The 21691-nt window shown below is 56.5% G+C and carries 20 protein-coding genes; 11 read left to right on the top strand and 9 right to left on the bottom strand.

Annotated elements, in window-relative coordinates:
* Positions 1 to 61 precede the first annotated feature (61 nt).
* Positions 62 to 529: an Rrf2 family transcriptional regulator gene (locus ACRBB0_RS06270; protein WP_431373553.1), complete on the bottom strand. Its 468-nt coding sequence runs from the start codon at positions 527 to 529 to the stop codon at positions 62 to 64.
* Positions 530 to 739: 210 nt separating this feature from the next.
* Between ACRBB0_RS06270 and ACRBB0_RS06265 the strand changes: the two genes are divergently transcribed.
* Genes ACRBB0_RS06265 through ACRBB0_RS06255 form a run of 3 tightly spaced genes read left to right on the top strand, consistent with a single transcriptional unit; the run spans position 740 to position 2372 of the window.
* Entirely contained in the window at positions 740 to 1393 is a 654-nt protein-coding gene (locus tag ACRBB0_RS06265) for an alpha/beta hydrolase (protein ID WP_431373552.1), read from the top strand.
* Between the two features lie 55 nt (positions 1394 to 1448).
* The gene (locus ACRBB0_RS06260; protein WP_431373551.1) at positions 1449 to 1730 is read left to right on the top strand and encodes a hypothetical protein; all 282 of its coding nucleotides are present in this window, start codon (positions 1449 to 1451) and stop codon (positions 1728 to 1730) included.
* A 51-nt stretch (positions 1731 to 1781) separates the two neighbouring features.
* Positions 1782 to 2372: an HD domain-containing protein gene (locus ACRBB0_RS06255; protein ID WP_431373550.1), complete on the top strand. Its 591-nt coding sequence runs from the start codon at positions 1782 to 1784 to the stop codon at positions 2370 to 2372.
* 62 nt (positions 2373 to 2434) lie between these two features.
* Here ACRBB0_RS06255 and ACRBB0_RS06250 read toward each other — a convergent pair whose 3' ends face one another.
* From ACRBB0_RS06250 to ACRBB0_RS06225, 6 genes are all read right to left on the bottom strand, one after another.
* Positions 2435 to 2863, bottom strand: a complete 429-nt coding sequence (locus ACRBB0_RS06250; protein ID WP_431373549.1) for a DUF1801 domain-containing protein — start codon at positions 2861 to 2863, stop codon at positions 2435 to 2437.
* A gap of 17 nt (positions 2864 to 2880) precedes the next feature.
* Positions 2881 to 4275, bottom strand: coding sequence for a dihydrolipoyl dehydrogenase (gene lpdA / locus ACRBB0_RS06245; protein ID WP_431373548.1), 1395 nt, complete (start codon positions 4273 to 4275; stop codon positions 2881 to 2883).
* Between the two features lie 133 nt (positions 4276 to 4408).
* Positions 4409 to 4993, bottom strand: coding sequence for a DUF924 family protein (locus tag ACRBB0_RS06240; protein ID WP_431373547.1), 585 nt, complete (start codon positions 4991 to 4993; stop codon positions 4409 to 4411).
* Between the two features lie 120 nt (positions 4994 to 5113).
* Positions 5114 to 6379 carry an MFS transporter gene (locus ACRBB0_RS06235; RefSeq protein WP_431373546.1) on the bottom strand — a complete coding sequence of 422 codons (1266 nt, stop codon included), beginning with the start codon at positions 6377 to 6379 and terminating at the stop codon, positions 5114 to 5116.
* A gap of 129 nt (positions 6380 to 6508) precedes the next feature.
* On the bottom strand, positions 6509 to 7558 hold the full coding sequence (queA, locus tag ACRBB0_RS06230; RefSeq protein WP_431373545.1) for a tRNA preQ1(34) S-adenosylmethionine ribosyltransferase-isomerase QueA: 1050 nt from the start codon (positions 7556 to 7558) through the stop codon (positions 6509 to 6511).
* 17 nt (positions 7559 to 7575) lie between these two features.
* Positions 7576 to 10806, bottom strand: coding sequence for an AsmA-like C-terminal region-containing protein (locus ACRBB0_RS06225; RefSeq protein ID WP_431373544.1), 3231 nt, complete (start codon positions 10804 to 10806; stop codon positions 7576 to 7578).
* Between the two features lie 140 nt (positions 10807 to 10946).
* Between ACRBB0_RS06225 and ACRBB0_RS06220 the strand changes: the two genes are divergently transcribed.
* The 4 genes from ACRBB0_RS06220 to ACRBB0_RS06205 all read left to right on the top strand — a co-directional run bounded on the left by ACRBB0_RS06220 (position 10947) and on the right by ACRBB0_RS06205 (position 14280).
* On the top strand, positions 10947 to 11420 hold the full coding sequence (locus tag ACRBB0_RS06220) for a peroxiredoxin (RefSeq protein ID WP_431373543.1): 474 nt from the start codon (positions 10947 to 10949) through the stop codon (positions 11418 to 11420).
* Positions 11421 to 11483: 63 nt separating this feature from the next.
* Positions 11484 to 12314, top strand: a complete 831-nt coding sequence (locus ACRBB0_RS06215; RefSeq protein WP_431373542.1) for a ferritin-like domain-containing protein — start codon at positions 11484 to 11486, stop codon at positions 12312 to 12314.
* A 162-nt stretch (positions 12315 to 12476) separates the two neighbouring features.
* On the top strand, positions 12477 to 13787 hold the full coding sequence (locus ACRBB0_RS06210; protein ID WP_431373541.1) for a DUF5930 domain-containing protein: 1311 nt from the start codon (positions 12477 to 12479) through the stop codon (positions 13785 to 13787).
* Complete coding sequence (locus ACRBB0_RS06205; protein ID WP_431373540.1) at positions 13777 to 14280, top strand: bactofilin family protein; 504 nt, start codon at positions 13777 to 13779, stop codon at positions 14278 to 14280. The genes ACRBB0_RS06210 and ACRBB0_RS06205 overlap by 11 nt, the downstream gene beginning before the upstream one ends.
* Positions 14281 to 14436: 156 nt before the next feature.
* On the opposite strand, the gene ACRBB0_RS06200 is transcribed toward ACRBB0_RS06205, so the two are convergent.
* A complete protein-coding gene (locus ACRBB0_RS06200; protein WP_431373539.1) occupies positions 14437 to 16053 on the bottom strand; it encodes a tryptophan halogenase family protein in 1617 nt (538 codons plus the stop codon).
* Between the two features lie 210 nt (positions 16054 to 16263).
* Between ACRBB0_RS06200 and ACRBB0_RS06195 the strand changes: the two genes are divergently transcribed.
* A complete protein-coding gene (locus ACRBB0_RS06195; protein ID WP_431373538.1) occupies positions 16264 to 17919 on the top strand; it encodes a U32 family peptidase in 1656 nt (551 codons plus the stop codon).
* Positions 17920 to 18117: 198 nt separating this feature from the next.
* Here ACRBB0_RS06195 and ACRBB0_RS06190 read toward each other — a convergent pair whose 3' ends face one another.
* Positions 18118 to 18636, bottom strand: a complete 519-nt coding sequence (locus ACRBB0_RS06190; RefSeq protein ID WP_431373537.1) for a TetR/AcrR family transcriptional regulator — start codon at positions 18634 to 18636, stop codon at positions 18118 to 18120.
* A 109-nt stretch (positions 18637 to 18745) separates the two neighbouring features.
* Here ACRBB0_RS06190 and ACRBB0_RS06185 point away from each other — a divergent pair, with 109 nt between their 5' ends.
* From ACRBB0_RS06185 to ACRBB0_RS06175, 3 genes are all read left to right on the top strand, one after another.
* A complete protein-coding gene (locus tag ACRBB0_RS06185; RefSeq protein ID WP_431373536.1) occupies positions 18746 to 19372 on the top strand; it encodes a glutathione S-transferase family protein in 627 nt (208 codons plus the stop codon).
* Positions 19373 to 19376: 4 nt separating this feature from the next.
* Positions 19377 to 20051, top strand: a complete 675-nt coding sequence (locus ACRBB0_RS06180) for a cupin domain-containing protein (RefSeq protein WP_431373535.1) — start codon at positions 19377 to 19379, stop codon at positions 20049 to 20051.
* A gap of 337 nt (positions 20052 to 20388) precedes the next feature.
* Positions 20389 to 21537 carry a 50S ribosomal protein L11 methyltransferase gene (locus ACRBB0_RS06175; RefSeq protein WP_431373923.1) on the top strand — a complete coding sequence of 383 codons (1149 nt, stop codon included), beginning with the start codon at positions 20389 to 20391 and terminating at the stop codon, positions 21535 to 21537.
* The last annotated feature ends 154 nt before the right edge of the window (positions 21538 to 21691 follow it).

Below are 21691 nucleotides of genomic sequence, written 5' to 3'. Positions count from 1 at the left end.
CGTCTTCCGGCTCCAAAACCCTCTGGGAGTATTGCCCAGAGCACAACGGGGCAGCACGCCCTCAATCTTTGTCATCATCAACAACGGCAAAGATATTGGGCACCGCAGGGCATGGGGCCAGATCGTTTTTCACCACATCCGACAGGCGTGTTTGGTGCAAGAACACATAGACATGCGCGCTTAGCCCTTCCCACAACCGGTTGGTCAAGGATTGGGCGCGGCTCCCCGACAAGGCACCAGAAGCCCCGGCCCCTTTATGCATGGCATCCACTGTCTCATCGACTGCGGCCAAAATCTCGGACACCCGGATATCAGACGGCACCCGCGCAAGCCGATAACCACCACCCGGTCCCCGCACTGATTCCACCAATCCTGCCCGGCGCAGCTTGACGAACAGTTGCTCAAGATAGGGCAGAGAAATGTCCTGACGTTTGGAAATATCGCCCAGCGTGACCAAGGCATCGGCGCTTTGCAGCGCAATATCGGTCAGCGCCACCATCGCATAACGGCCTTTTGTGCTTAGCTTCATACCCGATCCCACCCCATTTGTTTCTCCTTTGCGCCACAGGCCACCCGAATTCACGCTGCCCTTGCGCTAACAATTGACCTTGGCGCGGCAATTGCCTATCTGCATCAAAGCCCAATCCCGGCACAGGCCGGGTTTAGAATTGTTCTAAGGTGCCTAAGCGAATTCGTCAAGAATAAGCCCGCACCCGCATCAGGAGCCCGTTACCGCCCCATGCCCGAGGTCATTTTTCCTGGACCCGAAGGCCGCCTCGAAGGCCGCTACCACCCGCAAAAAGATCGCGACGCACCTATTGCGATCGTGCTGCATCCGCATCCGCAATTTGGCGGCACCATGAACAATAAGGTCGTGTATAATCTGCACTATGCCTTTTACAACATGGGCTTTACCGTTCTGCGCTTTAACTTCCGCGGCGTCGGTCGCAGCCAAGGCGAATATGATCAAGGCGTCGGCGAATTGTCCGATGCAGCCTCGGCGCTCGATTACCTGCAATCGATGAACAACAACTCCAAGCACTGCTGGGTTGCTGGTTTTAGCTTTGGCGCTTGGATCGGCATGCAACTGTTGATGCGTCGCCCTGAAATCACGGGCTTCGTATCGGTGTCGCCACCTGCGAATATGTATGATTTCTCGTTCCTGGCCCCCTGCCCGAGCTCTGGCTTGATCATCAACGGCAAATCCGATCGCGTGGCACCGCCCACCGATACGACGGCGCTGGTGAACAAATTGCACGAGCAAAAAGGCATCACGATCACCCATGAAGAAGTCGATGGTTCCGGCCACTTCTTCGAAGATCCCTATATGGATCCGATGATCGATTCCGTGACCGGCTATGTCAAACGACGTTTGACCGAAAACACACGCTAACCAAGACACGGGCCGCGGCATTCGCGGCCCTTTTCCGCTATAAGCAGAGACCGATATGTCTGTTGTAGATGAACTTTCCGATAAGCTTGCCCAAGACGTCATCAAAGCCATGGATGCGTTAGGAGATGAGCAATTGCCCGAACAGGTCGCCAATGTTCTGGGTGCCTCTTCGCCCAGTTCGGAAGAGATTTTTCGCGCCGCCGTGCGCATTCGTCTCGCGGAGCGCCGGGCACGTCTGTTCTTGAACGAGCACGTCAAAACCGCGCTTGAAGCCAAAAAACAGGGCAAAGACGCGCCCAAGGCATTGGCGCCTGGATCCGACAACGAAAACCTATAAAACCGGCAGGCCCTGCCCGCGTTAACAGGACAGGGCCCAGAAGGACAGGATATGGACACCAAAAGGCTAGACGATCAGATGGCTTTTCTGATCGAAATTGACCGTCTGAAATCTGTCAATCGCGCCACCACGCTGTGTGACGGGTCACGTCGTGAAAACAGCGCAGAGCACAGCTGGCATGTGGCGATGTATGCGCTGACCCTGGCCGATCAGGCCCCCGATGGGTGCGATATTGGCCGCGTTATCCAAATGCTTTTGCTGCATGATTTGGTCGAAATTGATGCCGGTGATGCACCGGTGTTTGGTGATCACGACATGGACGCAATCGAAGCGGCCGAACAGGCGGCTGCGGATCGAATATTTGGTTTGCTGCCTGATGACATCGCCGCAAAATTCCGCGCCATTTGGGACGAGTTCGAAGCCAACACATCCCCCGAAGCACAATTCGCCAAGTCATTGGATCGTTTGGTACCACCGGTGCAAAACCTTCAATCCGGCGGCGGGTCTTGGGTGGATTACAAGGTTGATTGGGCGATGTTTTCGGCGCGCGTCGGCCACAAAATCGAAAATGGCGCACCGGGGGTATGGGCATGGCTGGCCCCGCGGGCACAAAGCTTTTTGGCCCGCCTAAACGGCAAGTAGCCGCGCCCAGAAAGTGCAATCCGAGGCCGCCCGCACGGATTTCACCTCTCAAGTTGACAGGGTTAAGTCGCCGTAATGGGCCAACGGCGTTGCAAATCATCCAGACCCGCTTGGATAAGCTCGGCCAAAACATCCAGATCGACGCGGGTCAGAGCGCCAAGATAGAGACAGGATTTCCCAATCTTATGCGGACCGAGCCGGGTCAAAATCTCTGAGAAATCCGCATATCCGGGCATGATATAGACAACCATATTGCTCTTGCGCGGCGCAAATCCCGTTGCAAGAAAATCGCCCTCGCGACCACTGTCATAAACGTAGTGATACTGGCCATAGCCGATGATCGACCCGCCCCACATGCGCGGCCTCCACCCAGTGACCTTCTGGAAAAGCTGATCCAACACAACCGCGTCAGACTTGCGTCGTTCCGGGGCAACCCGTTCCAGAAATTGCGCCACGGACTCATCCGTCAATTGGGTTTTATTGGCCGTCAAATCGTCGCCTTTCCGCGCTAGAAGTGGATCGCCTTTCCAAAGGCGTCCAGAACGCTTTCATGCATCATCTCGGACAGGGTTGGATGGGGGAAGACCGTGTTCATCAGATCTTCTTCGGTGGTTTCAAGCTGACGTCCAACCACATAGCCCTGGATCAATTCCGTCACCTCAGCCCCCACCATATGTGCCCCAAGCAGAGCGCCGGTCTTGGCGTCAAACACCGTTTTGACCAGCCCCTCAGGTTCGCCCAATGCGATGGCTTTGCCGTTGCCAATAAACGGGAAACGACCGACTTTGATATCATAACCTTGGTCTTTGGCCTGCGCTTCGGTCAGTCCGACACTGGCGATCTGGGGGTGGCAATAGGTGCAGCCAGCAATGCTATCGGGATCAACCGCATGCGGTTTGCCCCCTGCAATCAGCTCGGCAACCATCACGCCTTCATGGCTCGCCTTATGCGCAAGCCACGGGGCTCCAGCCATATCGCCAATCGCATACAACCCGGCAACACCCGTTCGGCAATGCGGATCGGTGACAACATGGGTTTTCTCAACGCGAACACCCAGCGCCTCAAGGCCCAAACCTTCGACATTTCCGATGATACCGACCGCTGAAATGACAGTATCAAAGGTTTCTTTTGTGGTTTTACCACCTTTTTCGATATGGGCCGTGACCTTCCCCTTGCCGCGATCCAACTGTTTAACCATCGCCTTTTCGCGAATATCCATGCCCTGTTTGACAAACTGTTTCTTGGCAAAGGCGCTGATTTCCGCATCTTCAACCGGCAAGACCCGGTCCATCACTTCAACAACTGTAACTTTGGCCCCCAGCGTGTTGAAAAAGCTGGCGAATTCGATCCCAATCGCGCCCGACCCAATCACCAACAGGTTTTTCGGCATACGCGGCGGGTTCAACGCGTGTTTATAGGCCCAAACCAGATCGCCATCCGCCTCAAGCCCCGGCAATTCGCGCGCCCGCGCACCTGTTGCCAGAACGATATTTGCCGAGGCCAGGGTCTCGGTGCCTTTGTTCGTCGTAACGGTGACCTGCCCTTTGGCTGGTATCGACGCGTCGCCCATCACAACGGTCACTTTGTTCTTCTTCAGAAGATGCCCAACCCCGCCCGAGAGCTGTTTGGCCACTCCGCGCGACCGTTTCACCACAGCGTCCAGATCATAGCCAAGCCCCTCGGCCTTTAGGCCAAATTCCGACGCCCGATGCATAAGATGAAACACTTCGGCAGAACGCAGCAACGCCTTGGTCGGAATGCAGCCCCAATTTAGGCAGATACCGCCAAGATGTTCGCGCTCCACAATCGCGACCTTCAAGCCCAATTGTGCGCCTCTGATGGCCGCCACATAGCCGCCGGGCCCCGCCCCGATCACGATCATGTCGAATTGCTGTGCGGCCATGCGCCCCTCCTGTTCTGGCATTTACGAGAACGCTAGCGCAGGGTGCCTTGGGCCGCAACAGGCACCGTATCCGCTTTGGGAAACGGGGTGGGTGGGTGGGCGTTTTCCAAAGCGGATGCGCCCACCAATATCCTTAAGCGGCTTGCTTTTCTTGCAAACTGCGCAGGGTCAAACCATAGCCGCCCTGCTCAACATAGCTCTGCTCGGCGGCGGTAAAGCGGCGCTCAAGCACGTCGTTGCGATAGGGAAACCGACCAAACTGGCGGATCACTTCGCGATGCACCTGCGCATGCAACAGGTTCGCAGCCCCGTCTTGCGGCATACGTTCCTTCATCAACCGCACACAGCGGTCCTGATCACACAGGTTCTCGGAATGCATCAAGGGCATGTAGAAAAACTGGCGCGCAGGCTCATCAATTTTCAAATCCCACCCGCGCTTGATGGCCTGTTTCGCCGCGGCCAGTGCAACCCGATCCGCTGAAAACGCCTTGCCGCTGTCACGAAACATATTGCGCGAAAACTGGTCCAGCAGGATGATATAGGCCAATGCGCCAGACGGATATGTCAGCCACAGCGCATATCGCCCCTCCATCGCGGCCTCCCAGGTCGTTTGAAAACGATCGCGGATTTGCTGATCGACGGCGTCATCGCGGATATACCACGCCTTGGGCTCAACTTCATCGAGCCAAAATGACAAGACCTCCTCGGGCGTTGACATATCTTTTCCTCCTGCTCCGGCGACTGCATAATTTTGTTGCTCTCTCAACATATAATCACGCAATGAATCCACAACCCAAGTCACGAATTCTGTCAGTTTCTAACAGGGTTTAGGCGGATTTCAGTCACCGCTGGCTTCATCCTCAAGGTCTTCGGCAACCTCAATGGCATATTCCTGTGCCACCTCTACCGCAATGGGTGTGGCCGCTGGGGACAGCGCGGTATAGATACCGGTGTCTTCGACAGAGATCGGTGCGCGTTGTGTCATGCGGAACAGCGCATAGACCGACATTACCGACAGCAAGACCAGGATCAGCACGAAAAAGCCCGGCGGGCCGAACATCGCCATCATCCAACCAATCACCAGCGGACCAGCGATTGCCCCCAAGCCGTTGACAAACAAAAGCCCGGCGGAGGCGCTGGCCATATCAGAGGCATCCAAATGGTCATTCGTGTGGGCAATAAGAAGTGAATACAGCGGGTTAGCTGAACCTCCAATCACAAACGCAGCCCCAAGAAGCACTGAAAACCCTTCGCCAAACACCATTGCAACCGCAGCAGCAGCAGCCCCCATGGCAGCCCCCGCGCAGACAAGCGTTCGACGGTCCATTCGATCAGACAACCAACCAAGCGGGTATTGCAGCACCAATGCCCCCACATAGAAGGATGCAATGAAGCCCGAAATCTGCGCGAGGCTCAGTCCAATTTCGGCGGCATAGACCGCTGCCATGCCAAATTGCGCCGCAAAAACCCCGCCCAACAAGAACATGCCGATCACCCCCAAAGGGGAGAAGTGATAGAGTTCACGAAGTGTCATCGGTTTGGTGGTTTCAAAGGCAGGCGTCGGTGAAATCGACAGCAAAATCGGCGCAAATGCCACACTCACCAACACGGATGGGATCACAAAAAGCAAGAAACCGCTGCTATCAGGCACCAGCAACAGCCCCTGCGCCGCGATAACCCCGGCCATCTGAACAATCATATAGGCCGAAAGCGCCTGCCCACGTGTTTCATTTGTGGCACTGTCATTGAGCCAGCTTTCCGCCGTCACATAGACCCCGCAAAAGCAAAACCCGATGATCACCCGCCCGGCCGTCCATGCGATCGGATCAACCACCGCCGGAAACAGAATCAAAACCGCAGACACCAGCGACCCCAACGCCGCAAAGACCCGAACATGCCCCACCCGGCGGATCATGCCTGGAGTGATCCGACTGGCAATCAAGAAACCGGCGAAATAGCCCGACATCACGATTGACATCATCCCGGCCGAAAACCCCGCCTCAGGCCCACGCACACCAAGCAACGACCCCTGAAGCCCATTGCCCAACATCAACAACAGCATGCCCAACAGCAGCGCCCAGGAATTTTTCAACACGTCCAGCATGATACCCTCACCAGATCAGAATAAGCCCCCTGCCTAGGGATCGCACCCATTCCTGACTGCGCCACAAACGACATTATAGAGGAAAAAGTCGTCTTTGGATCACGCCAGCCCAATTGCCAGTCGCACCTATCAATCAGGTATTAATAAAGAGGCATCACCATAACTAAAGAAACGGTATTTTTCGGCGATGGCATGGGCATAAATGTCCAAAATACGTTCATGTCCAACCAAGGCAGCCACCAGCATCATCAAGGTCGATTTTGGCAGATGGAAATTGGTCATCAAAGCGTCGGCCACATGAAACGTGAACCCCGGATAGATGAAAATCTCGGTCATGCCTTGATAAGGCTTTAACACCCCATCCTGAGCTGCCGTTTCGATCAAGCGAAGCGCCGTTGTGCCCACCGGAATGACCCGCCCACCTGCGGCTTTGGTGGCGTTGATCTCATCAACCACAGCCTGTGACACCTGCCCCCATTCGCCGTGCATCTTATGGGTGGTGATGTCATCCACCTTCACCGGCAGGAAGGTGCCTGCACCGACATGCAACGTCACATGCGAAAAGCCAATGCCCCTGGTCCGCAGGGTGTCAAGCAAGGCGTCATCAAAATGCAACGAGGCCGTCGGCGCCGCCACAGCCCCCGTGTTGCGCGCCCAAACGGTTTGGTAATCCTCATGATCTTGCGCATCTGCGGGCCGTTTCGCGGCAATATAGGGCGGTAGTGGCATCGCCCCCGCCGCATTGAGCGCAGCATCAAAATCATCCCCGGTCAGGTTGAAACGCAAACGCCCCTGCCCGTCCTCCTTGGCTTCCAAGGTGGCAGACAAATCGTCAGAAAACCGAACCTCCTCACCCTCTTTTAGTTTCTTAAGGGGCTTCACCAAGGCCGCCCAACTGCCATCGGCACGCGGCTCAAGCAGGGTCACTTCGATCTTGGCCTCGGTTGGGCCTTGGGCCGTATCACGCTTGCGCAATCCGGCCAGACGCGCCGGGATCACCCGCGTATCATTCAGCACCAAGCGATCCCCCGGCCGCAGCCAACCGACCAAATCCGTCACGACCTGATCATGGAGTGCGGCCCCATCCGCCACCAGCAATCGCGCCGAAGAGCGCGGCTTGGCGGGCCTTGTGGCGATCAGATCTTCGGGCAGATCGAAATCAAAATCACTTAGCTTCATTTAGCAACTCACTGATATTATTGCGACACTTTGGGAGGCGGTCGGCGGAAAATATCCCGGAACATTCCGGGTGTTAAGACCGACAGCGGATTAACCGCCACGCGCGGATTGTCAACCTGCCCGGTGAGATTGAAGTTGAACCCAATCAAGCCTTCGCCCTTGCGTGCAATCAACCTGCCAATACCATTGACGAAATAGATCGGCGACAGAACGCCCTGCATATCCATTCGGCCCGAGCCTAAGTCATAAAACCCATCCATCGAAATCCCCATCGACGGGCCCACGGCGCTGGCTTGCTTTAAAATGACCTGATCAGGTGTCAGGCGAAAATCGGCTTCAACATCCGAAAAGAAAATACCCGGTCCGTTGAGCTGATCCAACAAACCCACAATGCTGATGGCATCCAGAAGCGCGCCAATCGCCGGAGCGTCGCGCAGGCGCGTGCCCTCGACGCGCAGTTTTCCGTCATAGCTTCCGGTTGTGCCCTTGACCGGGGCCAGGTCAAGCCGAAACGACCCATCCGACACGGTCTTCAAATAGCCTGTGTCACGCAAAATATCTCCCGCATCCTCGCCAGTGATGCGAAACGCGCTGCGGCCATTTTGGGGAACCACGCGGCCTTGAATATCGGCGCGTTTCCCCAAACTTGCGTCAAACCGCCCCTCAAGCCCGTTGGAGGAATCGAAATTCCCGCGGAAGTTCTGCATGGTGATGGTGTCTGTGACGCGCAGTTGTTCCAGCGTGATCGCCATTGGGCCGCCTTCGGGCGCACCAGCCCCCCCTCTGCCCGCACCGCTTTGGCCGGATCCAAAGGTAGCTTGGCGCAGATCCACGCGACCAGATGTGACTTCAAGCAACGGCGTTTTTCCCGCCCCGCGCCCCTTGAGCAAACCCGCCACATCAAGCCATGATCCCAGCCGCAAAGACGCGATGTTCAATTTCTCAAAGGCTCCCGATTGCGTCAGGCTCAGGCTCCCCTGCGCCTTTAACCCGGCGGCATCCAAGCTCAGGCTCTCGACGGAAATCGGTTTTCCCAAGGTCCCCGCAACACGAAAGTCTCCGCCGGTGTCCCGTGTGAGCCGCCAGCCCAAAGGCGGAATGGTCAGCCCAATCCCACGCAGCCCCGATTGCAGTGTAAATGCCGGGGCCTGATCCTTTTTCAGTTCGAGACGAAACTGACCGAGCCCCTGCCCGCTCACCATCCCTTTTGGCAAAGCCACCCCCAAGGCGGCCATGGTCTGAGGTGATATGGTCACTTCGGCCGCAACCTGCCCCGGCCCCCCGGTGAGCGACTGCTCCCAACGCCCGTTGGCTGGAACACCCGACAGCTCTGCGGCTCCTGTCAGGCTTACGGCGGAATTGCTCACCGTCAGGTCCAGGGCTTTGGCGGAAAATGTATGATTTGGGACCAGTTTTGTACTGATTGCATCGCGGATTCTGCCGCGCAGTGCGATATCGATATCAGGCAGCTTGGTGCCTTTGACCAACGGCAGGCTTATCACCCCCGTGACCGCCCCTTGCCCGGATGCCAAATCAACCGGTCGATCAATTTTGCGCAAAACCCGCCAAATGTCATTGTCCAGGAGCGCCAAGGCGGCTTCGACGGAACTCTCTGCGACAAGGTTCAAAACACCCGTCGCCGGTTTTTGGCGCATATCAGGGATGATAAACTCAGACCCGGTCAGATCAATCGTGCCGCCCTGTTTGGGGGTCATGTGCCCTTCATCCAAACGCAGGCTCAGCCTGCCACCGTATATTGCCAGCCGACCTTCGGCACCGGAAACCGCAGGCAAAGCGCGGTTAACTGTAACTGATCCTTGAGAAAAGCGAAAATCGACATAGGTCTTTGGCTTCTCTTCCGGCTCGGCGCGCAAGGAAAAGGTGACGTCCGACACCACGCCCGATTTGACGTTATCAGCGACCCATTTGCGCGGTTTGGGCCGAAAGCTCGTCGGCCAAAAGGACAGAACTTGCTTGGCGGTGCTTTTCGCGACCAAAGCATCCAATGCAATTGCCCAACCATCCGCCCGTGCAAGCAAATCGCCCTTAACGACCACCGGAAAATCAGGGTCTGTCACACGCAATTCACCCAGGGTGAGTTGGAACGGATCAAGCAGCAGTTTAAACGCCATCTCTGCGCCGGAAACCGCGAGGTCCCGCTCAAAAATCGTGCCCTTGGTCAACTTGATGTCAGACAGTTTGAACTGGCCGGTCAACGCAGAGGGCCATCCTCTGTCGAGCCCCTGCAATTGTGCCTGACCTTCGGCAACGATCTGCCCCAGGGACGACGAGACGGAAATCTCATCAAACGACAAAATTGCGGTTTCCGGATCATAGGCAAAATAGGTGCGCGCGCCATCGAAAGGCACAGCCCGCGTCGCCAGGTTCGGCTGCAAGGCCCCTTTGCCGATCTGCAAGGTTGCGTTTAACACTCCCAAGGTCCCGTCTTCGCGCATCCGCGACCGCAAAGACCCCGAAATTGGCGCATCCAATTCTTTGAGCCATGCCAAAGCAGGCGTTTGGGTGGCGATATCGTGTGAGCCTAAATCGTCAAAAGACAGGCCAAAACTGAGCTCGGTTTTTCCGATCTCACTGGCAGCATTCAAAGAAACCGTCGCGACGCCATCGCCCCCGCCAAGCAATGCCACGTCACCAGACAACTGCAATTCGCCATCTTTACGTTGCAATCGCAAACGGCCGCCATCGGCCGTCCAGCCCTTGCGCGCGCGGCGATCTTCATATCGTACGGTCAGAGCGTCGGCCTCAAACAGATCCAATTGCGCCAACCGCGGGTCGAGCATGGCCTGATCAATCTGCGCCAGAATGTCCGTTACGTCGGGCATGTCGGTGTTCTCCGAAAACACATCCCCCAAGGCCAACCCAAGCCGCCCCTGTTCATCGCGTTGCAGCGTGACAAACGCCCCCGAAACCTGCGCTTCTCTCAGTTCCAATTGTCCGCGCAGCAACGCCCCCGGCGCAAGCCCGGCTTCGATGTCCGACAAGGCGGCAATCTGACCACCGTGGCTGTTGAGGATTTCAACGTCCCACAAAATCACCCGTGCCAACCCGCTGCGCTGTACCAAAAGGCTCATCCGGCCAAATTCGACATCAATGCCGGGCACGGTTTGTGCGATGCGCTCTTCGATCTTGGCCCGCAACCACGGCGGTGCATCGACAGGTCGTCCGACCATCATCACCGCACCGACACCCGCCGCAAGCAAAACGACGGCCAACGCGAGCAATGCCATCACCCCGCTCTTACGGCGGCGGCTGCGTGGCTTTTTGTGTTCTTGGTTGTCGCTCACTTGCTACCCGGCCCCAAGGTCCTATTCTTTGCTATGACTTGGTCTTTGACCCACCATAATGCATTCGTCCTCAGGAGACACGTATGTCTGATACAGTTTTGACAACCGCGCCCAATTTTTCGCTGCCTTCGTCTGGTGGCGATGTGGTCTCGCGCGCAGATTTGGCAGGACATCCTGCCGTGCTCTTTTTCTATCCCCGAGACAATACACCGGGATGCACGACAGAAAACATTGACTTCACAGCGCTTTACCCAGAATTTCAGGCCTTGGAATGCGCCGTGTTTGGCATTTCCAAAGACAGCATGAGCAGCCATGAGAAGTTTATCGCCAAAAAAGATATCGGCGTGCCGCTTTTGTCGGATGAGCATAGTACCGCCTGCGAAGACTTTGGCGTGTGGGTCGAAAAGAAGATGTATGGCAAAGTGTTCATGGGCATTCAGCGGGCGACCTTCTTGATCGATGCCCAGGGGCAGATTGTGCGGGAATGGCGCAAAGTGAAAGTCAAAGACCATGCGGCTGACGTTTTGGAGGCCCTGCGCTCCTTGTCCGCCGGATGACGATTTTTCGGCGAAAAATCGATCCCACTTGGCAAGCCCGCCGCGCCGTGGCAGACCGCCCCTATGGCTGAGATGACCCTTTGTGAAATGGCGGTGGATGTATTGACCACCGCCGATGGTTTCGAGAAAACCACGAAATCTAGAACCTATGCCGCGCAGTGGTTCGCCGCGCGCGATGCAGGCACGCCGATCCCAATCGGCCGCGCGGACCCGCCTTTGCGCCCGTCGCGCCCGGCCAAGCCCGAGCTTTTGGACCCGCGCGACGTGCCCAAACGCAAACCCGGCAGCCCACAGGGCCGGATTGCTCTGCTCCATGCGGTGGCCCATATTGAGCTAAACGCAGTCGATTTGCATTGGGACATCATCCCGCGCTTTGCCGACATCGACATGCCGCTTGGTTACTATGACGACTGGGTCAAGGCCGCCGACGAAGAGTCAAAGCATTTCAATCTGATATGCGACTGTCTTAAAGAGCTGGACAGTTTTTATGGTGCCCTGCCAGCCCATGCTGGAATGTGGCGCGCTGCCGAAGATACGGTTGATGATATGATGGGCCGTTTGGCGGTTGTGCCCATGGTGCTTGAAGCGCGTGGCCTTGATGTCACCCCCGACATGATCGAGATTTTTCGCCGCGCCAAGGCGGACAAAGCGGTCGCATCGCTCGAAGTGATCTATGGTGAAGAGGTCGGACACGTTGCCTATGGCAGCAAATGGTTCAACTTCTTATGTGGCCGACACAACCACGACCCGAAAGACACCTTTCACACTCTTGTTCGGAAATATTTCCACGGGGCCTTGAAACCTCCGTTTAACGAAGAGAAACGCGCCGACGCCGGGATACCGCCCGATTTTTATTGGCCGCTTGCAGATCAAGACCCGCCAAGAACCCGTTGAATCGGCGGATTTTTGCCATTTCGGCCACAGGTCGCCCATGCGTCCGAATCGCTTGCCTAAATTTCTTGCGGAAAGCTTTGGCCCCGGCTAAGGCTGATGCGGTGGCGACGGAGGGGGACAACCGCGCGCCATCTTGGGACGGGTGACATAAGGACAGACCAGGTGAGAACACGTCTGGCGATTAAGACACACGCGCTATTGGAGCGCTTCTTTCCTGAGCGTCGGTTATTCCTGCGCTCGGACAATGATACACGTTTTATCCGGTTGAAGTCCGGCACACAGGCGGTTGCTTTTATGGGCGCTGCTGGGGTTGTGTCTTGGACCATTATCGCCACGGCGATTTTGCTCATGGATTCAATCGGATCGGGTAACTTTCGCGAACAGGCCCGCCGCGAACAGGTCACATATCAGCAACGTTTGAATGCCCTGTCCTCGGAACGCGATGCCCGTGCTTCCGAAGCGGTCGCCGCGCAGGAACGGTTTAACGCCGCGCTGCGCCAGATTTCGTTGATGCAGTCGGAACTGTTGGAAAGCGAAACCCGCCGGGGTGAGCTTGAAACCGGGATTGACGTGATCCAAGAGACCCTGCGCAACACCATGAAAGAGCGTGAGCTGGTGGGCGATCGCCTCGCCACGCTTGAGCAACAGGTCGAAGGCGGCGAAGCAGTTGCCTCAGCCGGTGCTGGTTCTGACAGCACTTTAAATATTCTGTCTGATGCCTTGGCCGCAACGGCCGCTGAACGCGATCAGGTGGTGGCCGACGCCCAAGACGCTTTGGTGCGCGCCGCCGAAATGCAGGCCGAAATCGAAGGCATGGAAGACAAGAACGACCGTATCTTCCGCCAACTCGAAGAAGCGATGACCGTTTCGGTCAAGCCGCTCGACAAAATGTTCAAAGCCGCTGGCATGAATCCTGACACGATCCTCAATCAGGTTCGCAAAGGTTATTCCGGCCAGGGCGGCCCGCTGACACCGTTGTCTTTCTCCACGCGTGGCTCTGAGCCGACAGAAGACACCAAGCGCGCCAATTCTATTCTGGGTCAGATGGACCGTCTGAACCTCTACCGTATCGCCGCCGAAAAGGCCCCCTTTGCCAGCCCGCTCAAGGATAAGTTCCGCTTTACCTCGGGCTTTGGCTATCGCTGGGGGCGTCTGCACGCGGGCACCGACTTTGCCGCACCGCATGGCACACCGATCTATTCAACCGCTGATGGTGTGGTGATTCACGCCGGGTGGTCATCGGGTTATGGCCGCCTGGTCAAGATCCAGCACGAGTTTGGCATTGAAACCCGTTACGCGCATATGTCGAAAATTCGCGTCAAGGTTGGTCAAAGGGTCTCGCGCGGGCAGCGTGTTGGTGATATGGGGAACACTGGACGGTCGACCGGGACCCATTTGCACTACGAAGTCCGCGTCGGCGGCAAACCCGTCAACCCGATGATCTATATCAAGGCTGCAAACGATGTTTTCTAAAAGCAAAATCAACGAACCGGGCCAAAAACCTGAAGATGCACCAAACGCGGCAAAGCCCGCCGCACCGGATGCACCGCGCCCACCTGCTGGCGATTTCAAGCCATCTACCCCCAAGGCGAAGCCACCCGCTTCGACCCTGAGCCCAGACCTGCACATCACCGGTAACATCAAGACAACCGGCGACATTCAAGTCGAAGGCACTGTCGAAGGGGACATCCGCGCCCACCTGCTAACCATCGGTGAAAGCGCCACAATCAAAGGTGAAGTGATCGCCGATGATGTGGTGATCAATGGCCGTATTGTTGGCCGTGTTCGCGGTCTTAAGGTACGTCTGACCGCCACTGCGCGCGTCGAAGGCGATATCATCCACAAAACCATCGCAATCGAATCGGGTGCCCATTTTGAGGGCTCGGTTCAGCGTCAGGACGATCCGCTGAATGGTGGCAAGGCCCGCGCGGCAGCCGCCGCAGCCAAGGCCCCTGCCGAAGGCTAAGCCTTTCGCGACATCAACAAGCAACGGGCACCCGAGCAATCGCGGTGCCCGTTTTGCTTGAAAGGCCCTCTTGCCTTGAAAGGCCCTCTTGCAAGGACCTGTTGTACGGCCACCGTTTTTGAACGCCGGTTTTAAACACCGTCACAAAGCAAGCGCCTAAAACAGCGCCAATTCCGTCTGCGCATCTGACGCTGACGGTTCAACTTCGCCGAGTTTCGTTGTCACCTTGCCGCCCGGCCCCAATTCGCCCCGCAGAGCCAAGAGCATCTGGCGATGGTCGGCTTTATAGGCCACCGTCGCGCGGGTGTGGGCCGCAGATTTGCGCAAAAACTCTTTCCAGTTCTTTTCGCTCATCGCATAGGGTCGGCTAAACGCACCGTCTCCATACCCATTGCGATAAACCTGCTTGCCCAGCAGCACGGCCTGGAACGTATGATGTGTGAACAAAAACTGCGTGGGCAGATCCAGCGGGCTTGGGAGGCGATGCTTCCAAAGCTCCAGATTTTCGGCCAAACGATCTGGCAACTTCAATTGCGTGCGCGCGTCGATCCAATACTGATCATCAGAGCGATTACCCAAGCGATAATGCAGGCAAATGAAATCGCGGACCTCATTATACATGGCGTCGACGGTCTTGTTATAGCGGTCCCGCGTGGCGTCATCACCTTCTTGCGTCGGGAAATACAACAACAGCCATCGCAGCCCCATATCAATCATATGGATCGCGGTGCTTTCCAGCGGTTCAATAAATCCGCCCGATAGCCCCAGCGACAGACAATTTTTAACCCAAGCCCGCCGTGTCCGCCCCACCTTCATCGGGATCACCCGCGGTTCTGCACCTTTGGGCGCGGTGTCACCGAGATGCGCTAGAAACTCATCGCGGGCTTGATCATCGCTACGATGTGCGCTGGAAAACACATAGCCGGTGCCAATCCGGTTGAACAACGGCACAGACCAACTCCACCCGGCCCCAAGCGCGGTGGAGCTCGTTGCCGCTGGAATACGTTCTGGTGTCGGGTGCGGGATTTGCAACGCCATGGCGCGATCATTGGCCAGGTAATCGCCATAACTCTCAAACGGCTCGCCCAGGGCCTGTTGCGAAATCAATCCGCGGAACCCGGTGCAGTCAATGACAAACTCCACCTCGTGGCGCCCGTGTTTCTTGAGCTGAAGCGCCGCGACATTCCCACGCTCATCCAGTTCAACATCCTGAACATCATCGAAAATATGGGTCACCCCACGCGCCACACCGATCTCGGCCAGCAACCCCGCGAATTTGCCGGCATCAAGATGATAAGCATAACCCACGCGCGGCATCGGATCATCTTTGCCGCCAAAGGACAGCGGGCATTTCCCTGCCTCCAGCAGCTCCATCAAAGGTGAGACACTTTGGATGAAATCGCGTTTTCCTGCCCCGTAGGCGTGAAAGAAATACCCGGCTTCCATCCTGTCAATCGACGGAGGCGTGATAAACGGGTTCATATAACTGATAAAATCGCCGCGATGATCGACGTTCCAATTGCGAAACATCACCCCCATCTTGATCGAGGCATTGCAGCGCTGGAAAAACTCCTGATCCTTGATGCCCAGTTCACGCAGCGTCGCGGGCATGTTGGGCACTGTCGCCTCGCCCACCCCGACGGTTGGGACATTGGGGCTTTCGATCAGGGTGATGCTGATCTTTTTGGCGCATTTGCTGCGCAGAAATGTCGCCGTAAGCCAGCCCGCTGTGCCGCCTCCGACAATGGTGATCGACGTGATAGGTTTGGCCATGGTGCCCCCTGTTCAGTGACTTACGTAGAGTAAAGCGCAGCACCGGCCCCATGTCACGCATTAGTGTCACGCATTAGTGTCACGCATTAGGTTGCATCTGGCTCGCCCTAAAATTGGACGGTGTGAAATTGGATGGCGTGACGTCTTGGCAGTTCACAAGCGGAATAAAAGCGCCTAAATGTCGGCCTTCCTCTAGGCAATGGTGCTCATATGACCCAACATCGTTCTGAACTGCTGATGCCCGCAGGCAATCTGCGCAAGCTTAAGATGGCCATTCTATACGGCGCGGATGCAGTGTATTTGGGCACGCCGGATATGTCGCTGCGCACCAAATCCCAGTTCAGTCTAGAAGAGGTCATCGAGGGCGTTCAGTTTTGTCATGACCACGGGCGACGCGCCTATCTGACATTGAATTTGTTCAGCCATAACAAAGATATCCCAAAGCTTGACGAATATATCGACACGGTCCGCAAGGTCAAACCAGACGGGCTGATCATCGCCGACCCCGGTGTGTTCCAATATGTCAAAACCCGCGCGCCAGAGCTGCCTTTGCACATCTCGACCCAGGCCAATATCTGTTCCTGGCTGTCGGTGGATTTCTGGAAAGCACAGGGTGCCGAGCTGGTGGTTTTGGCGCGCGAAGTCTCCTATCCCGAATTGGTTGAGATCCGCGAAAAATGCCCGGATATCAAGCTCGAAGCCTTTGTGCATGGGGCCATGTGCATGACCTATTCGGGGCGCTGCCTTTTGTCGAATTTTATGGCGGAACGCGGATCGAACCAGGGCAATTGCGCCAATTCCTGTCGCTGGAACTATAGCCTGAAACTTCGGCTCAAGGATGGCACCCGCGAAGAGATCAACATCAACGAAGACAATGCCGATCTGTTTGAATTCTTGCTCGAAGAAGGTTGTCGCCCCGGGGACTTGATGCCGATCGAAGAGGATGATCGCGGCTCGTACATCCTGAATTCACGCGATCTTTGCATCATGCCCAAGCTGGACGAATACCTGAAAATCGGAGTTGACAGCCTCAAAGTCGAAGGGCGTGGCAAGTCTGAATACTACGCCGCCGTCGTCGCCCGCGCCTATCGTATGGCGATTGACGACTACTATGCCGACCCAGAAAATTGGGATCCCAAACCCTATATGCGCGAGCTGGAATCCGTCGGCAATCGCGGCTACACGCTGGCTTTCCACGAGGGGCGTTTGACCAATTACGCCCATGATTACGAACACACAGCGGCCATTGCGCAATGGGAATATGCCGGGGTCGTCACAGACATCACGCAGGATGCGTTTTTGGTTGAGATCAAAAACAAGCTCGACGCCGGTGACGTGCTGGAATTTGTCTCGCCCATTGCGCGCGAAACAGTTTTGTTGCGCATGTATGACTTTGAACAAGCCAAGAACGGCAAAAAACTAGACGTCGTTCACGGTGGATCGAAAACCGTGATCCGCATTCCCTTTGCGCTGTTTGATCACGAGAATCTCGATGATCTCAGGGCCCGTTTCCCGGTCTATTCCGTGATGCGCAAGGAGCGCCCCTTGACCGAAGAACAATGGGCGCGAATCCGATTTGACAAGCTCACCCAAGGGCTTGAGATGAAGGGCACACGCAACGACAGTGCTTATGAAAAGCGGCGGGATACTTTGGTCGAGGAGATCGGCGAAGGGGCCACGGATCGGCGTTTCAAGACCAACCGGGTTGGCGTTGAGGGCTGTTGTGGCAAGGGGTGCAATGGCTGTTTGATCTTTTGGCAGGACGACCAATACGCCAAGGCCCGCGACATGCTGGTGAAACGCAAACAGGGCGAACAGCTGAGCCGCGCTGAGGCGACAGAATTTAAGTTGCCCAAACAGGCCTAGGGTCAGACCCCGGTCATACACGCCTCGTAGAGTGTCGGATTTTGCTCCAGACTTTGCTCTGGACGGGACATGGGGCACGACGGGGCTGGCCGCAATAATGGGCATCTAGGTAAACGGCTTGAACGCTGGTGGGCGCAATCCGGGCAGCCTATCACACCACTGGTGCGCCTGTTATTGATGGTCTCACAGCCAAACCGTTTAGGGGTGGGATGCATCCGCGATGATCTGCGCCGCCAGCGCCTCTAACACCGTGTCATCCTGAAGCGCCACGGCGAGCGACATGGCCCCATGAATTTCGGCCTGTACCCGAAGGGCCTGTGTCTTGGTTGCGCCGCTCGCTTGCAACCATTTGATGTTGTTCAAAAAGAATGCGGCAACAGGCTCGGACACCTCACGCGGAAGACCTCGGCTTTCGGCCGATAACATGCTGCAAAGACATTGAAGCCCCTGCCCCTTTAACGCGGCAACATAAACACCACAAAACCGCTCCACCGCCACCGGCCAAACCGCATCAGCCGGGCCAACGGCCTCAGCAACGCGGGCGGCATAGCGCTCAACCACGGCTGCCCCAAGATCATGTTTGTGACGAAAATGGTAATGTATGCTGGCGGATTTGATCCCCAACTCATCCGCCAAGTCCCGAAAACTCACCGCATGATACCCGCGCAACCGCATGGCGCGCTCAGCCAGTTCTAGAATTTGATCCTTGGTGTCCATGCCCGGCTCACGTTTTTGCTATCTACCACTAGATAGGCTTGACCGGAACAAATGGCAACGCTAGGCCTTCTACCTATCACTAGATAGGTGATTCACCACAGGAGTCGTCATGAAGATTTACGAGACCCAAGGGTTCCCCAATCCCGCCCGTATCCGCATTGCCCTGGCCGAAAAAGGTCTGACTGATCAAGCGGAATTCATTCAAATCAATGTGCCCGAAGGCGAACACCAAACCGAAGCGTTTCGCGCCAAGAACCCCTTTGCCGCCGTTCCGGTCCTCGAGCTTGAGGATGGCACCTGTATTTCCGAATGTTCGGCCATCACCGAATATCTGGATCACCTTGACGACACCCCATCGCTGACCGGTTCAACGCCCAAGGCGCGGGCTCAAATTCACATGATGCAACGCCGCGCCGAAGCGGGTTTGCTGGATGCGGTTGGCAGCTATTTTCACCATGCCACACCGGGGCTTGGGGCCGATATCGAAGGGTATCAATGCCCGCAATGGGGTAACCATCAAAAGGAAACCGCCCTCAAAAGCATGCGCTATCTTGATACTGTGTTGGCGGATCAGCCCTGGTTGGCGGGCGACAACTTTTCCGTGGCCGATATCACCGCTTTTGCCGGTCTGGTCTTTGCGGGTTTCGCCAAGGTCGACGTGCCCAAAGAGTGTGCTAACCTCATCGCATGGCATGCCCGAATGAGCGCGCGGCCATCCGTGGAAGCATTGGGGTAGGATCATGAAGATCAACGCAGATTTCGACAAACGGGCCGCTGTTCATGCCGCTGACACCCCTTGGGCTCCCTCCCCCATGGCGGGCGTTGAACGTCGCATGCTGGATCGGATCGGCGATGAAGTGGCCCGCGCCACCACCATCGTTCGCTTTGCCCCCGGCAGCGCCTTTTCCCCACATGTGCACACCGGAGGCGAGGAGTTCATCGTGCTCGACGGGGTGTTTCAGGACGAGCATGGCGATTTTCCCGCGGGCAGTTATATTCGAAACCCGCCACAGTCGTCGCATACCCCGGCCACCGCGCCGGGCTGCACGATCTTTGTGAAACTCTGGCAGTTTGATCTTGATGATCGCACCCATGTTCGGATCGACACTGACAAGGCGCGCTATCTCCCAACGGCGGATGGGGTTGAAACCCTTTCGCTCTTTCATGACGTGCATGAGGACGTGGTCATGGAAACATGGGCACCGGGTGCGACAGTTGATCTGAGCGCCAAGGCCGGAATGGAAGTGTTGGTCCTGGGCGGCGGGTTTGAAGAAGGTGGCGAGACATTCGCACCGCAAAGCTGGCTGCGGTTGCCCAAAGGCGTTTCAAGCTCGGCGACTGTGGGCCAAGATGGTGCGAAGGTTTGGATCAAGCGCGACCACCTTAAGACAACACCGCAAGCGCCCGTCATCTAAAGAAAATACCCCAAAAACGCGGGCGGAATGGTGCCCAAGGAACGCCATGCCGCCCGCCCATATTCAGGCTGAACCGCGCTGCTGCTTTCGCGGTATTTAAGCGGCCCAATCGCAAGGCGGGTTTCACCAACGGGGCCTTGCTCTGGCCTGTTTCATCACCTTCTTTCACCTTGTGAAACCTCAGAGCGCCAAACAGCTCTTTGCGGCCGGCGCGGGTTTGTCTCGGATTCCTTTACCATTTTTTAGATGCGCGTCGTGAATATGCCGGTCAGTAGCATTTGCTTCAAATAAGGAAATTTACAACTTGCTGGAAAAACAAACGTTCCACCCGCCTCGTATCGGTCGCGACTTTCAACCACAGACGACACCAGAGGCGGATGATCTGGTCCGTTTCGCGAAATCCGAACCTTTGACAGATGGCGGGATTCAGACCTCGCAACTGTTGACCCAAGCGCTCAGCCTTGCCCCGCATCACCACGAAGCCCGTGTTCTTCTTGAACGGGTTCACCAGATGTTTGTACCCCGGTGGCATTTTCCCATGCTGGCCGATCAGGTGCGCAACCGCGCCTATGCTCAGGCGATCACCGATAAGGTGAAGCCCGGTGACATTGTCTTGGACATTGGATGTGGCGCGGGTTTGACGGCGATGCTGGCCGCGCGGGCCGGTGCCAAACATGTCTACACCTGTGAACAACAACCGCTGATTGCGCAGGCTGCAACCCGTGTGATTGCCGAAAACGGGTTGAGCGATCGGATTACGGTTATTCCGAAATGGTCGCACAATATCATTATCGGCGCGGACATGCCCGAACCCGCCGATGTTGTGATCTCGGAAATTGTCGATACTCTTTTGCTTGGTGAAGGGGCTCTTGCGACGTTGAAACATGCGATGTCACTGCTGGCCAAGCCCAATGCCCGCGCCATCCCCGAAAGCGGCGCACTGTTGGCGCAACCTGTTGAAAGTGAAAGACTTGTTGACCTATGGCAACCACAAGTGGCCGAGGGGTTTGACCTCAGCGCCTTTCACCACTTTGCCAGCGTGGCGCAGATCACTGCCAACGAATTTGATGCCTGCAAGCTTCGCCAGCTTGGGCCGCCAACCGATTTGTTTGACTTTGACTTCACCAATCCAGACATCACCCCGGCACGGACCACGGCCGAGCTTGTCTGTCAGGAAGATGGCACAATCCATGCGGTCTTGGTGAGCTTTAAGATGGAGCTAAGCCCGGGGATCTTTTTGACAAATGGCATGGAATCTGGCGGGCATTGGGGACGGACCGCCTTTTTGCTCGACACGCCAAAACCGGCGCAATGCGGCGATCTTTTGGAGGTCATTGCCCAGCATGATGCATCAACCTTGAGCCTGACAGCGACCAAAGCCAAACCGCAGCTCAAAGAGATCAGCCTTGAACCGGATTGGACTGTGGTCCCAGCGCAATACCAGCCCCAAGACGGGCATGCTCTGCCCCCCGGCTTGCCGCACTAAGGGTTTGAAAACGAGGTGTTCTTGCCTTTGAAAGGTGGCTCCGAACGGTCTTTGAGCCGCCGCAAGAGGCACGAACATCTCCGTTGCGACAGATGGCAATCACCTAACCGCCGATCCTGTAAAGCACAGCTCGGCCGCTTGTGAGGGTCACAGA

The sequence above is a fragment of the Pelagimonas sp. genome (genome assembly GCF_050633425.1).
Taxonomy (GTDB): Bacteria; Pseudomonadota; Alphaproteobacteria; order Rhodobacterales; family Rhodobacteraceae; genus Pelagimonas.
This window is presented reverse-complemented; position numbering and strand designations above follow the sequence as displayed.

Bases quoted from the DNA above. Each gene is read 5' to 3' on its own strand.
- ACRBB0_RS06270 (WP_431373553.1), bottom strand. From the start codon at position 529: ATGAAGCTAAGCACAAAAGGCCGTTATGCGATGGTGGCGCTGACCGAT.
- ACRBB0_RS06265 (WP_431373552.1), top strand. From the start codon at position 740: ATGCCCGAGGTCATTTTTCCTGGACCCGAAGGCCGCCTCGAAGGCCGC.
- ACRBB0_RS06260 (WP_431373551.1), top strand. From the start codon at position 1,449: ATGTCTGTTGTAGATGAACTTTCCGATAAGCTTGCCCAAGACGTCATC.
- ACRBB0_RS06255 (WP_431373550.1), top strand. From the start codon at position 1,782: ATGGACACCAAAAGGCTAGACGATCAGATGGCTTTTCTGATCGAAATT.
- lpdA (WP_431373548.1), bottom strand. From the start codon at position 4,275: ATGGCCGCACAGCAATTCGACATGATCGTGATCGGGGCGGGGCCCGGC.
- ACRBB0_RS06240 (WP_431373547.1), bottom strand. From the start codon at position 4,993: ATGTCAACGCCCGAGGAGGTCTTGTCATTTTGGCTCGATGAAGTTGAG.
- ACRBB0_RS06235 (WP_431373546.1), bottom strand. From the start codon at position 6,379: ATGCTGGACGTGTTGAAAAATTCCTGGGCGCTGCTGTTGGGCATGCTG.
- queA (WP_431373545.1), bottom strand. From the start codon at position 7,558: ATGAAGCTAAGTGATTTTGATTTCGATCTGCCCGAAGATCTGATCGCC.
- ACRBB0_RS06225 (WP_431373544.1), bottom strand. From the start codon at position 10,806: ATGGCATTGCTCGCGTTGGCCGTCGTTTTGCTTGCGGCGGGTGTCGGT.
- ACRBB0_RS06220 (WP_431373543.1), top strand. From the start codon at position 10,947: ATGTCTGATACAGTTTTGACAACCGCGCCCAATTTTTCGCTGCCTTCG.
- ACRBB0_RS06215 (WP_431373542.1), top strand. From the start codon at position 11,484: ATGGCTGAGATGACCCTTTGTGAAATGGCGGTGGATGTATTGACCACC.
- ACRBB0_RS06205 (WP_431373540.1), top strand. From the start codon at position 13,777: ATGTTTTCTAAAAGCAAAATCAACGAACCGGGCCAAAAACCTGAAGAT.
- ACRBB0_RS06200 (WP_431373539.1), bottom strand. From the start codon at position 16,053: ATGGCCAAACCTATCACGTCGATCACCATTGTCGGAGGCGGCACAGCG.
- ACRBB0_RS06195 (WP_431373538.1), top strand. From the start codon at position 16,264: ATGACCCAACATCGTTCTGAACTGCTGATGCCCGCAGGCAATCTGCGC.
- ACRBB0_RS06190 (WP_431373537.1), bottom strand. From the start codon at position 18,636: ATGGACACCAAGGATCAAATTCTAGAACTGGCTGAGCGCGCCATGCGG.
- ACRBB0_RS06185 (WP_431373536.1), top strand. From the start codon at position 18,746: ATGAAGATTTACGAGACCCAAGGGTTCCCCAATCCCGCCCGTATCCGC.
- ACRBB0_RS06180 (WP_431373535.1), top strand. From the start codon at position 19,377: ATGAAGATCAACGCAGATTTCGACAAACGGGCCGCTGTTCATGCCGCT.